Origin of the sequence: Franzmannia pantelleriensis (assembly GCF_900102875.1) — a bacterium.
Classification (GTDB): domain Bacteria; phylum Pseudomonadota; class Gammaproteobacteria; order Pseudomonadales; family Halomonadaceae; genus Franzmannia; species Franzmannia pantelleriensis.
Genome location: NZ_FNGH01000003.1, coordinates 100,446 through 111,871, shown reverse-complemented (window position 1 = coordinate 111,871; position 11,426 = coordinate 100,446). Strand labels below are relative to the sequence as shown.

General features: G+C 63.2%; 13 protein-coding genes. 9 read left to right on the top strand and 4 right to left on the bottom strand.

Features of this window, described 5'->3' with window-relative positions:
* Positions 1–22: 22 nt before the first annotated feature.
* Positions 23–562: a superoxide dismutase family protein gene (locus BLT16_RS04810; protein WP_089657399.1), complete on the bottom strand. Its 540-nt coding sequence runs from the start codon at positions 560–562 to the stop codon at positions 23–25.
* A 118-nt stretch (positions 563–680) separates the two neighbouring features.
* On the opposite strand from BLT16_RS04810, the gene BLT16_RS04805 reads away from it, so the two are divergent.
* Positions 681–1,322 carry a DsbA family oxidoreductase gene (locus BLT16_RS04805; RefSeq protein WP_089657398.1) on the top strand — a complete coding sequence of 214 codons (642 nt, stop codon included), beginning with the start codon at positions 681–683 and terminating at the stop codon, positions 1,320–1,322.
* A gap of 28 nt (positions 1,323–1,350) precedes the next feature.
* Here BLT16_RS04805 and BLT16_RS04800 read toward each other — a convergent pair whose 3' ends face one another.
* Entirely contained in the window at positions 1,351–2,124 is a 774-nt protein-coding gene (locus tag BLT16_RS04800) for an ADP-ribosylglycohydrolase family protein (RefSeq protein ID WP_089657397.1), read from the bottom strand.
* A gap of 155 nt (positions 2,125–2,279) precedes the next feature.
* On the opposite strand from BLT16_RS04800, the gene BLT16_RS04795 reads away from it, so the two are divergent.
* The 4 genes from BLT16_RS04795 (at position 2,280) to BLT16_RS04780 (ending at position 6,149) form a co-directional block, all read left to right on the top strand.
* Positions 2,280–3,026, top strand: coding sequence for a dienelactone hydrolase family protein (locus BLT16_RS04795; RefSeq protein ID WP_089657396.1), 747 nt, complete (start codon positions 2,280–2,282; stop codon positions 3,024–3,026).
* A 129-nt stretch (positions 3,027–3,155) separates the two neighbouring features.
* The gene (locus BLT16_RS04790; protein WP_089657395.1) at positions 3,156–3,494 is read left to right on the top strand and encodes a helix-turn-helix domain-containing protein; all 339 of its coding nucleotides are present in this window, start codon (positions 3,156–3,158) and stop codon (positions 3,492–3,494) included.
* Positions 3,481–4,725 carry a type II toxin-antitoxin system HipA family toxin gene (locus tag BLT16_RS04785; RefSeq protein WP_089657394.1) on the top strand — a complete coding sequence of 415 codons (1,245 nt, stop codon included), beginning with the start codon at positions 3,481–3,483 and terminating at the stop codon, positions 4,723–4,725. The genes BLT16_RS04790 and BLT16_RS04785 overlap by 14 nt, the downstream gene beginning before the upstream one ends.
* Positions 4,722–6,149 carry a coniferyl aldehyde dehydrogenase gene (locus tag BLT16_RS04780; RefSeq protein WP_089657393.1) on the top strand — a complete coding sequence of 476 codons (1,428 nt, stop codon included), beginning with the start codon at positions 4,722–4,724 and terminating at the stop codon, positions 6,147–6,149. The genes BLT16_RS04785 and BLT16_RS04780 overlap by 4 nt, the downstream gene beginning before the upstream one ends.
* Before the next feature lie 74 nt (positions 6,150–6,223).
* Here BLT16_RS04780 and BLT16_RS04775 read toward each other — a convergent pair whose 3' ends face one another.
* Positions 6,224–7,468, bottom strand: a complete 1,245-nt coding sequence (locus BLT16_RS04775; RefSeq protein WP_089657392.1) for a hypothetical protein — start codon at positions 7,466–7,468, stop codon at positions 6,224–6,226.
* Positions 7,469–7,667: 199 nt separating this feature from the next.
* Between BLT16_RS04775 and BLT16_RS04770 the strand changes: the two genes are divergently transcribed.
* Together BLT16_RS04770 and BLT16_RS04765 are read left to right on the top strand one after the other, a co-directional pair.
* Positions 7,668–8,234 carry a TetR/AcrR family transcriptional regulator gene (locus BLT16_RS04770; RefSeq protein WP_089657391.1) on the top strand — a complete coding sequence of 189 codons (567 nt, stop codon included), beginning with the start codon at positions 7,668–7,670 and terminating at the stop codon, positions 8,232–8,234.
* Positions 8,231–9,553, top strand: a complete 1,323-nt coding sequence (locus BLT16_RS04765; protein ID WP_089657390.1) for an MFS transporter — start codon at positions 8,231–8,233, stop codon at positions 9,551–9,553. Before BLT16_RS04770 ends, BLT16_RS04765 begins: the two co-directional genes overlap by 4 nt.
* Before the next feature lie 129 nt (positions 9,554–9,682).
* Here BLT16_RS04765 and BLT16_RS04760 read toward each other — a convergent pair whose 3' ends face one another.
* Positions 9,683–9,997, bottom strand: a complete 315-nt coding sequence (locus tag BLT16_RS04760; RefSeq protein WP_089657389.1) for a hypothetical protein — start codon at positions 9,995–9,997, stop codon at positions 9,683–9,685.
* A 153-nt stretch (positions 9,998–10,150) separates the two neighbouring features.
* On the opposite strand from BLT16_RS04760, the gene hmuQ reads away from it, so the two are divergent.
* A complete protein-coding gene (gene hmuQ, locus BLT16_RS04755; RefSeq protein WP_089657388.1) occupies positions 10,151–10,483 on the top strand; it encodes a heme-degrading protein HmuQ in 333 nt (110 codons plus the stop codon).
* Positions 10,484–10,512: 29 nt separating this feature from the next.
* Positions 10,513–11,409 (top strand): PhzF family phenazine biosynthesis isomerase, encoded by an 897-nt coding sequence (locus tag BLT16_RS04750; RefSeq protein ID WP_089657387.1) that lies wholly within the window; start codon positions 10,513–10,515, stop codon positions 11,407–11,409.
* The last annotated feature ends 17 nt before the right edge of the window (positions 11,410–11,426 follow it).

Here is an 11,426-nt window from a genome sequence, read left to right as displayed (position 1 = left end):
GTTGGGTCGCTGACGGCGGAAATCAGCCGCCCTGCACGACGCCGCAGGCGACCCGTGCGCCGGCACCGCCGATGGGCTGGCTCATGTGGTCATCGGGGTTCTCATGGATGACCAGCGCGCTGCCGTCATCGTCGAGCATATTGCCACCGATGCTGCCGTCGAGGCTGGCCCGCTCGTTGAACATCTCCACCATCGCGCTGCCGTTGCTGTGGACGTAGAAGTTAGGCAGGTCGCCGGCGTCCGGGCCCTCCGGATTGAGGAAGCCGTGTGCTGAATCATCGGGATTGAGGTGGCCGCCAGAGTCCTGGAATCCGTCCTCGTGGTCGTCGCAGGTGCCGACGCTGTGGATGTGGATGGCCTTCCAGCCCTCTTCGAGGCCATCGATGCTGAAGTTGAGCACTACCCCGACCGGGCCCTGCTTGATCGTGCCTTCCCCCACTACCTCTCCATGGTTGTCGACGAATTCGACGCTGGCCGTGGGGCCGTTGCCCTCGTCGGCCATGCTCGTCAGGGAGAAGGCCCCGAGTGCCAAACCAATCACTGCTGCATGTCCCTTTTTCATAACGCCTCCATATGGCTGAACGACCTTGTTGGCCTACCCCAGCATAGTCGCTGGGGGCGTGAATCACGACCGGGAGATGCTATGGTGCGTGGGAACCCTACCCGGCAGTTCCGCGACCATGCCCCATATCGACATCACCGTGATTTCCGATGCCATCTGCCCGTGGTGTTTCATCGGTAAACGCCATCTCGATCTCGCCCTGGCCGACCTACCCGATGAGATCAGCGTCTCGGTGGCCTGGCACCCCTTCGAGCTGAATCCCGATATGCCCATCGAGGGCTTATCGCGGCGCGACTATCGCACCGCCAAGTTCGGCTCCTGGGAGCGCTCCCGGGAACTCGACGCCCAGGTGGAAGCGGCGGCCGCCGAGGCCGGTATCACGATCCACCACGAGCGCATGACGCGCACCCCCAATACCTTCAACGCCCACCGGCTGATCTGGCTGGCCGGGGAACAGGGCGTCCAGTCAGCAGTGGTCAGCGCGCTCTTCCAGTGCTACTTCGTCGACGGTGAGGACATCGGCGACAGCACGGTACTGGCCAGCGCCGCCCAAGCCGGTGGGTTGGCGGATATCGATATACCCGCCTTCCTCGCCGGCGATCAGGGCCGAAGCGAGGTACAGGCAGGCCTGGACCAGGCGCGACGCCTGGGGGTGAGCGGTGTACCCACCTTTATCTTCAACGGCTCCACCGGCCTGTCGGGCGCCCAACCTCCCGAGGCACTGCGCCAGGCAATTCTCGAGATAACCGGCAGGAGTTGAAAGGCTGCACTTCAGCCATACCAGGCACTCAAGATGCCGGGAATCGGGCCTCGAAGGCCTTCACCACCTCGCGCAACGCCGGCGTTAGCCGCGCCAATGTCTCGTCTCGCAGCGACTCGGGCAGACCACCGTGGAACGCCTCGGCCATGGCGCCCGCCATGCATGCCTGGGTGTCGGCATCGCCGCCCAGCGAGACCGCATTGCGGATGGCGGCCTCGACGCTATCGGCCTCCAGAAAGGCGAGGATCGCCGGTGGCACCGAGCCCTGGCAGGAGACGTCGAAGCGATAGTCAGGCCGAATGTCGTCGAGCCGTTGGGAGAGGTCATAGCCGAAACGCCCCTCTACCTCGGCACGCAGGCTTGTCTTATCGGCCCCCTGGCGCGCCTGGTAGATCACCGCCGCCACCGCCTGGGCGCCACGGATGCCCTCGGGATGGTCGTGGGTGACCTCGGCACTGCGCCTGGCCAGGCTAAGCGCTTCCTCCAGCGACGTAGCAGCAAAGCCTACCGGAGGCACTCGCATGGCCGAGCCGTTACCCCAGCTGTAGTAGGGCTGCCTGTCCCGGTTGCCCGCCCAGCGCATGAAGCCGCCGCCGAAGCCGGCATCCGGATAGCGATGGAAGTAGTCATGGAAGGCATCGACGAAGTCGCCGCCGTGCAGCAGCACCTCGGCAACTGCCACGCAGAGCACGCTGTCGTCGGTGAAGGTGCTGTACGGCGTGAACAGCGGAAAGTCCTGATGCTTGGTGCCGCGGCCTTCATGCACCGAGCCGATGATATCGCCAGCGATGGCACCGAGCATGGTGGCCTCCTAGATAGCAAGCTGTCGTGATTGCCCGTGAGCGGTGTCTACCCCCATGCTTAGCGGCAAGGCAACGACCTCGTCAAGCGAGCCTGCCTGCGGTTAGATTCATCTCTGACCAGATTCCTTCACCATCGACCACCCGGAGTCCAGCCATGCCTCGCGCTATCGACATCCCCGCTGCCGACGGCACCATCGACGCCCATATCGTCACCCCCGATAACGCCGACGGCCCCCTTCCGGCGGTGCTGCTGTTCACCGATATCGGCGGCCTGCGTCCCTGCTATCACGAGAAGGCCCAGCGCATCGCGGATAATGGCTACGCCGTGCTGATGCCCAACGTCTACTACCGCGATGCGCGTGGCGCCGTGGTGCCGGAGGGCAAGTCGTTCCGCGACCCGGACGTGCGACCGACGTTGTTCGAGTATGCCGGCCACCTCACACCCGAGGCACAATCCCGCGACTTCGCCGCCCTGCTGACATGCCTCGATGACCAGGCCGAATTCGCCGACGGCAAGCTCGGCGTGGTCGGCTACTGCATGACCGGCGCCTTCGCGCTGCGCATGGCGGCCGAGCACCCTAAGCGCGTTGCCGCTGCGGCGGGCTTTCACTCGGCGCGGTTGGCGGAGGCCGACGATCCGAACAGCCTGGTTCAAGTGGTTGGCACCATCGAGGGTCGCGTCTATCTCGGCCACGCCGACAAGGATGAGCTGCTGCCACCGGAGCAGATTGCCCGCCTGGATGAGGCGCTGGCCGCCGCCAGCGTGCACTTCACCACCGAGCTCTACAAGGGCGCCGCCCACGGCTTCACGGCCAAGGACGCGCCATCCTTCAACGCGGCCGCCGACGACCTGCATCACAAGCGCCTTGCACTGCTGCTGGAGGAGACGCTCAAGGCTTAGGAGAATTACCAAGCGACTAGCCTGCATGCGACTGCAGAGAAGTGGAGGCCTGGTCAGCCGATGAAAGGATAATTGATTTATCGACATTATAATGTCGCTAAATGTACAAAACGATACTATATTAACGACATGAGAACGAGACATGTCACCCTGAGTCCCAAGGCCTCCCTTTCGCTTCGCCTCTTCGCTGGCTTGATCGAAGAGGGACGATTACGCAAGGGTTGGACCCGCGACGAACTCGCTGAGCGGGTAGGTGTTGGTGTAGTGACGATACGGCAGGTGGCCAAAGGCTCTCCCAAGGTGGCCATCGGGACTTACTTCGAAGCGGCGGCTCTGGTTGGCGTATCGCTTTTCACCGATGACCTCGACAGCCTGAAGCGCGAGCATGGCAGCCAATGGGAGCGGCTGACATTACTGCCCAAGCGTGTCCGCCGCCAACCGGAAGGCCCTATGGATGACGACTTCTAACCAACGTGCCTATGTTTGGGTCTGGCTGCCGAATCAGACCTCCCCGGTGGCAGCCGGCCTAGTGGAACGCGACGATCAAGACCGTTACCGCTTCGCCTATGGCCGCAGCTATCTCGCGCGTGAGGATGCCATCAGTCTATTTCCTCGTGAGCTTCCTCTGCGGCCCAGCACTCTGGCGCAGCCTGATGGCTCGCTGCCTTCCTGTCTTCGCGACGCCTCCCCCGACGCCTGGGGCAGACGGGTTATCATCAATCGGCTGACAGGCTTGGGTGCCGACGAGGTCGACTTCAATGAGATAGTGTATCTGCTGGAGTCAGGATCGGACCGTATCGGGGCGCTCGATTTCCAGGACTCCTCCACCGAATATCAGCCACGCGAATATCAGGACGCCAGCCTGGCTGAACTGCAGAAGGCTTCTGAATATATCGAGGCTGGTGAGCCGCTGCCCCCTATTCTCGACCAAGCCATCCAACATGGCAGCAGCATAGGCGGCGCCCGCCCCAAGGCGCTCCTGAATGACAAGGAGCGCAAGCTGGTCGCAAAATTCTCTTCCAGCACCGACCTCTATAGCGTGGTGAAAGCAGAGTTCGTTGCCATGCGACTCGCCAGGCTCGTGGGCCTTGATGTGGCTCCTGTCGAGATGACCCACTCGCTGGGAAAAGACGTGCTGTTGGTGGAGCGCTTCGACAGAATGCAAGCTCCCAGCGGTTGGTCCCGAAGGATCGTTCTGTCGGCACTGACTCTGTTGGGACTGGATGAAATGATGGCTCGCTATGCCAGCTATGAGGCGCTGGGCCATCTCATCCGCGCAGGGTTCGACCAGCCCGGAGAAACGCTGCATGAGCTGTTCGGACGCATCGTCTTCAACGTGCTATGCGGCAACACCGACGATCACGCGCGCAATCATGCCGCCTTCTGGGATGGCGAGGCCTATCGCCTGACGCCCGCTTATGACATCTGCCCCCAGTCCAGAACCGGAGGAGAAGCTACCCAAGCGATGCTGCTCCATGGTCAGGAGAGACGCAGCCAACTGGTCCACTGCCTGGAAGCGGCAGTGCAACTCGGCCTGACCCAGGTGCAAGCCCACGAGATCATCGGCCGTCAGCTCGCCACGATCCGAGAGCAGTGGGACTACGTTTGCGATCAAGCCGAATTAAGCCAGGTCGACCGAAGCTATTTATGGGGTAGGCAGTTTCTTAACCCCTTCGCGCTAGAGGGATATACCCCATGACCACTGAGTCCAGCGACTCGCCTGCCGCTGCCGCCACCCCCGCCCAGCGACTCGCAGCGCAGCGCGCGGCCTTCCGCCGCGACGGGGCGCCTTCGCTCGCCGAGCGGCGCGCCGATCTTGCCGCGCTGCGCGCCGCACTGATCGAGCACCGCAGCCGGATCGAAGCGGCGATCAATGCCGATTTCGGGCATCGCTCACGCCATGAGACGAGCGTCATGGAGCTCGGCAGCACGATCAGCGGGATCGACTATCTGCACAAGCATCTGCGGCGCATGATGCGCCCGGAAAAGCGCCATGTTGCCCTGCATATGCGCATGGGCTCGGCGCGGGTCGAGTACCAGCCGCTGGGCGTCGTCGGGGTGATGTCGCCTTGGAACTACCCTCTCGTGCTCGCCTTGATGCCGCTGGCGACGGCGCTGGCGGCCGGCAACCGGGTGATGCTGAAGCCGTCGGAATTTACCCCGACGATCAACGCACTGCTCGAGGAGATACTCGGCGCGCTGTTTCCGCCGGAACAAGTGGCGGTGGTGCACGGCGATGCTGATGTCGGTGCCGCTTTCGCCGCCCTGCCGTTCGATCATCTGATCTTCACCGGCAGCACCGCCGTCGGCCGCAAGGTCATGCAGGCGGCCAGCGAACACCTGGTGCCGGTAACGCTCGAGTTGGGCGGCAAGTCGCCGGTGATCGTCGAGCCGGGTCACCCACTCGACCATGCCAGCGCCGGCATCGTGTTCGGTAAGCTGGTGAGTGGCGGCCAGACCTGCATCGCCCCTGACTATGCCCTGGTGCATGAGGACGATCTTGAGGCCTTCCTCACCCATTACGACGACGCCGTGGTGGCCGCCTACCCCGACGGCCCCTCAAGCGAGGATTACACCTGGGTGTTCAACGACCGGCACCTGGCGCGCCTGAATGGGCTACTGGAGGATGCCCGTGCCAAGGGCGCGACGCTGCGCGAGGTCGGTCGCGAGGGGCAAGGCGCCCACCCACGCGCGATGCGCCCAACGCTGGTACTCGACGTCAGCGACGACATGACCATCGCCCAGGAGGAGATCTTCGGGCCGATCCTTCCGGTGTTCACTTATCGTACGCTGGAGGAGGCCATCGATTTCGTCGCTGCGCGCCCCCGGCCGCTGGCGCTCTACTACTTCGGGCATGACAAGGCGGCGCAGCGCAGGGTGCTCGACGGCACCACCTCGGGCAACGTGACCCTCAACGGCACGCTGATGCACATCGCCCAGGACGACCTGCCGTTCGGCGGGGTCGGCGCGAGCGGCATCGGCGCCTATCACGGCATCGAGGGTTTCCGCCGGCTGAGCCATGCCAAGGGGATTTACGTGCAGGGCCGCTGGAACGTCGCGACGCTGCTGCGTCCGCCATTCGGCAGGATGGCCGAGCGACTCCTGCGCTTCGTGCTGCGCTGAACAGGAGGCAGAGCCGCGCTGCCGCGATGCGATTGAGAGACCTCGCATGAGCAGCGCATTGGTTCATCAAACGATCAGGAAACCTCCTGCTGCTTGAGCCGATAGAGCACTTTTTCCGGCCTGCCGTCGTCGTCGGTGTAGACCACAAAGGCCTTGTAGTAGTCGAAGAAGGTGCCGGTAAAGAAGATCCACTCATCGGGGCGGAAGTTGACGATGTTGTCCAGCTGGACATCCTCCTCTTCGAAGAAGTCCTCACCGGTCAGCGTGATCAACAGCGCACGGAAGTCGTCAGCGTTGGCCTCGTCGATCACGAAGTCTGGGGCGAGCAGGCCATCGAAAAAGCGGCTCAAGTCGGTATCGCTGGAGGGCCGCTGAAAGGGCACCAGCTGCTCACCGTCTCGGTAGAAGAAATACTCGCGGGTGCTGCGCCAGCCGCTGTCGTCGGAGCGCGAGGCGAAGGTGTCGTAGTCATAGCGATAGACGCTGCGCTGCACGATCTCGCTGCTGTCCGGTGTAAGAACCGGCTCGACCTCCAGGCGAATATCATCGCGAAACAGTGCCTCGACCTCAGCGATTTCCTCCTCGCTGACGGAAGGCGCCGAGGCATCCACCAGGTCATCACGCCCCCAATCGACGACCCGCATCGAGACGTCCCTGCTCAGCTCGCCCTCGAGCGTCAGGGACATCGCAGCATCCTCCAGCGGCTGCTCGTCCATGCCCACCAGGCGGCCATCGAAGGACAGGCTCCATTCCAGGGTATCTTCTGTCGCCTGCTCGAAGTGGACACTGCCAGTCTCGGCCAGCACCTCGGCCAGTCCTTCCTGACGCTCTCCCAGCATCCCCATTGCCATGAAGGTGTCGCCATCGATGGTCTCGACGTCAGGGCCAACCACGGCGGCCTCGCCTTCCAGCATCGACGTCTCGTTGTGGGGCGACAGCACCAGGCACAGATAGTGCAGCTCGTCACTGTCGCTTCTCAGCATGAGCATCGTGCCGACGATCAGGCCGCTGCTGCTGTCGTTGAACCAACCCTGGCCGTAGGCACGCCAGGGTCCGTCCTCTCGCTCCCAGACGCCAGCGATGGGTGGCGCCATGTCTGGATCGTCGCTGTCGAGCATGGTGATGATTTCCGCATCGGACATATCCTCTGGCGGCGGCGAACAGAGCGTCGGGTCCACCATCTCGATCAGCATGCCCGGGGGCATCCGCTCCTCGAACTCGCTGGCGCTGGCTGGTGACGCTACTGCCACCAGCAAGCCGGCCCCCATCAGGCTGGCTGCCCGCCGGTTGCGTATGGATGAAATGCCTGAAAGCGACATCGTACAAACTCCCCATTTTTTGTTGGTCGGACAGCGCCCTGCCCTACGGCAGCGCATCTGCCATTAACCTAGCGCTGGGCGGCGGGAGATTCCCCGTTCAAGTAAACGGTATTGCCTGTCGCATTGCTTGACACCGCCGGGCGTGGCGTACTTAGATGGCACGAATTTAGATAGATCGGTCTATATAGGAAAACCGCCGATGCCAGCCTCCAAGCGCGACCAGCTACTCGCCACCGCCGAGCAGCTCTTCCATGAGCAGGGCTTCCACGCCACCGGTATCGACCGCATCGTCGCGGCGGCCGGCGTAGTGCGCATGACCCTCTACAACCACTTCGCCTCCAAGGAGGCGCTGGTGATGGCCGTGCTGGCGGCCCGCCATGAGCGCTTCCTTGCCCATCTCGATGCGGCAACGGCCAACGCCGCACCGGGCCAAGCCACCATGGCCCTGGTCGATGCGCACGGCGACTGGCTGGAACGCTACAGCCAGCATGGCTGCATCATGGCCAAGGCAATGGGGGAATTTGCCGAGCACAGCATCGACATCCATGCCCTGGCGGCAGCCGCCAAGATCGACCTGCTGACTCGCCTCGAGGCCGCCGTGGCACGCGACGCGCTGGAGGACCACGCCAGCCTGGCGCGGCATCTGTTCATGATGCTGGAAGGCAGCAATATGGCGGTGGCCCTGCTCGGCGTGCAAACGGCCCTTTCTGACACTCGCGCAATGGCCGGCACCCTGCTGGCGTCGGCCCGGAGCAATACCCAATGAGAACCTTGTCGAATATGGGGTTTGCCCTGTTTGGTGCCGGGCTCATCGCCATCAGTTACGGGCTTGCACGCTTCGCTTTCGGCCTGTTCGTCCCCTCCATCAGCGACGAGCTCGAGCTGACGGCCCACCGGATCGGCATCATCGGGTCGCTGCCCTTCATCAGTTTCGTGCTCGCCACCCTGGTCGCACCGCTCGCCGCTGACCGCCTGGGGGCGCGAAACCTGGCGGTCCTCTCGGGCAGCTTCGGCGCCGGCGGCCTGACCTTGATCAGTCAGGCATCGGACGCACTCTCGCTGGGTGTTGGGGTATTTATCTGCGGCATCTGTACCGGTTTGATGATGCCGGCGCTGACTAGCGCCATGCAGGCGCTGGTCAGCCGCACGATGCACGGCCGCGTCAGTTCGATCATGAATGCTGGCACCAGCATCGGCATCATCGTGGCGGTACCCACCGTGGTGTTTCTCTTCGATGCCTGGCGCTTCACCTATGCCATGTTCGCGGTGCTGGCGGGTATCGGGGTCGTGGCGGCGTGGTTCTTCATCCCCTCGGTATCGCGGATCATACCGGCCAACGCCGTCCCGCCGGAGCCGATCAACAGACAGCAGTGGTCACGCCTCATACGCCTGACACTGTTCGCCTTTACCATGGGCTTTGTGTCCGCTCCCTACTGGCTGTTTGCACCGGACCTGGCGGTCACCCTCGGCGCTCTCTCCCCTGGCCACACCGGTTGGCTGTGGTTCGCCGTGGGTGTCGCCGGCCTTGGGGGAGCCATGGTGAGTGACCTGGCCGACCGCAATAACCCGCCGATCACGCAAGCCTTGATGCTGATGATGCTGGCCTCGAGCCTGGCACTGCTTGCCGCGAGCCCGGGGCAGCTAGGGCTGGCGATGTTCTCGGCGCTGGTCTTCGGCCTCGCCTATATGAGCCTGACCGGTCTGTATCTGATGACCGGCATCCGCCTGCTGCCGGGCCGGCTCTCGGTGGGGCCGGTACTGCCGTTCATGGCGGTGGCGCTCGGCCAGGCGGCGGGTTCTCCGGTGATCGGCGCGCTGGTGGGTAGGCTCGGCTATGCCGAGGCCTTTTCGGTCTTCGCGATGATCGGCATTCTGGCGTCGATGCTGTCACCGATCTATCCAGGCCACATCGACTACTGGGCAGACTGGACAGAGGAAACAGCAGAAGACACCGCAGAAGAAGAGCCCGAGGCACAGCCGGAGGTGGAAGAGACTGGCCTACAGGCGGCGTATGACCAACAGCTGGTGGATGAGAACGGCGACCCCGTTGAACCGGCCGTGGAAGAGGACGAGACGACTACCTAGCCGGTAGGTCGTTCGGCCTGGCGAAGCCCTCCATAGAGGAGGGCTTGGCTTATCAGGCGCGGCTGACAGCTCAGTGATTGAGCATAACCGGCCATCCTGTTCCGGTAAGGTTCTATGCAGCCAAGCCCCTTACCCATTGCACGCACAGCCAGGCGGCTGTCGGCAGGTGTAGTTGCGATTGATACAGGAGTTTCCGCAGGCCTTGCCGGTGCGGCACACGCGGCAGCAGCCCTGTGCCAACAGTAGCCCATCCGACTCGACGTGACGTTCACAGGGTTCACTCAGAGCACTGTCGTTGGTGGTTTCCAGCGCGGTCATCAGCTGGGCATGTGCGCTGAGTGTGACGCTGTCGCTGGTTTGAGTGGCGTCAGTGTGTGGCAGATTGGCGAAGGCCGCGCTCGATAGTGCGAACGCGACCAGCAGAACGAGAAGTCGCTGAATCATGGTATGTGCCCTGGCGTTATCGTTATCGTTTTTAGGGCTCGCTCGTTCCAACGACGGCAAGCACCTTGGCTACCATACTCCACCCAGCTCCCCTAAGGTAAGCTGGCATCGTCACTCGACGATCATGTGAACCATCCCACAAGGAGTCGCACCGTGTTTATCGCTATGAACCGTTTTCGGGTTAACCCAGAGCGTGTGAAGGAGTTCGAACAGATTTGGCTGGAGCGGGAGTCCCACCTACAGGGCCTGCCCGGCTTCGTAGAATTCCATATGCTGCGCGGCCCCGAGGAAGAGGACCACGTCCTCTACGCCTCACACACGATCTGGAAATCCCGCAAGGATTTCGAGGCCTGGACCCACTCCGAGGCGTTCCGCGCCGCCCACGCCAACGCCGGGCAGAGCCGCCGCGAAGGGCTCTACCTGGGGCCACCGAAGTTCGAGGGTTTCGAGGTCATCCAGACGATCGGCAATGAGGGCAATGCCTAACGCTTGCGGGTTGCTCGGGGGTAATGATGATGCAGCATGAATATCACCTGCTCGATGTCTTCACTGATCGCGCCTTCAGCGGTAATCCGCTCGCGGTGTTCCCTCAAGCGGAGGGCATGACTAGCGACACGATGCAGGCAATCGCCAACGAGCTGAATCTCTCTGAAACCGTCTTCGTCGCTGAGGCTATCGCTCCCGGGCGTTACCCCATCCGCATATTTACACCCGCCAGAGAGTTGCCCTTTGCGGGCCACCCGACGGTGGGTACTGCCCACCTTCTGGCAGAGCTGGGCATAGCCAAGCGTGATAGCCCCCTTACCCTCGAGGCTCGCGTCGGCCCCTTGGTGGTCCGTTATGAAGATGATCTCGCCGGATTTACCACCGCGGCGCCGATCGAGATTCAAGCCAGCACGCTTGACCCGCCCGCCGCTGCACAGCTGCTCGGCCTGGATGCGTCCGAGGTCGTGGGCGAGCCGGTGCTAGCGTCCTGCGGGCTGCCTTATCATCTGATTGAACTCGATTCCCTCGACGCACTGAAGCGAGCCCAGCCCTCGGCCCATGTCTGGTCGGAGTGGGTATCCCCAAGCGGCTACGATCAGATCTATTTGTACGCGATGGGCAGCCTCCATCATGGCAACTCCGTTATACGAGCGCGGATGTTCTCAAGCAAAGGCGGCGGGCGTGAAGACCCCGCCACCGGCAGTGCCGCCTCCGCCCTGGCCGGCCACCTGGCCGTCAGTAGCGGAACAACCGGCGCGTACCGCTGGGAGATTCACCAGGGCGTCGAGATGGGGCGGCCTAGCCAGATCTTCGCCAGCGCCGACGTCGTTGGGAGTGACTGGGTGATTCGGATTGCAGGAAAAGCGGTTATCGTTGGCACCGGCATGCTGAAAAGCGCGCCAGGCAAGAGCGACAATGCCCGCTAACGCTGAAGCGAGGCCAG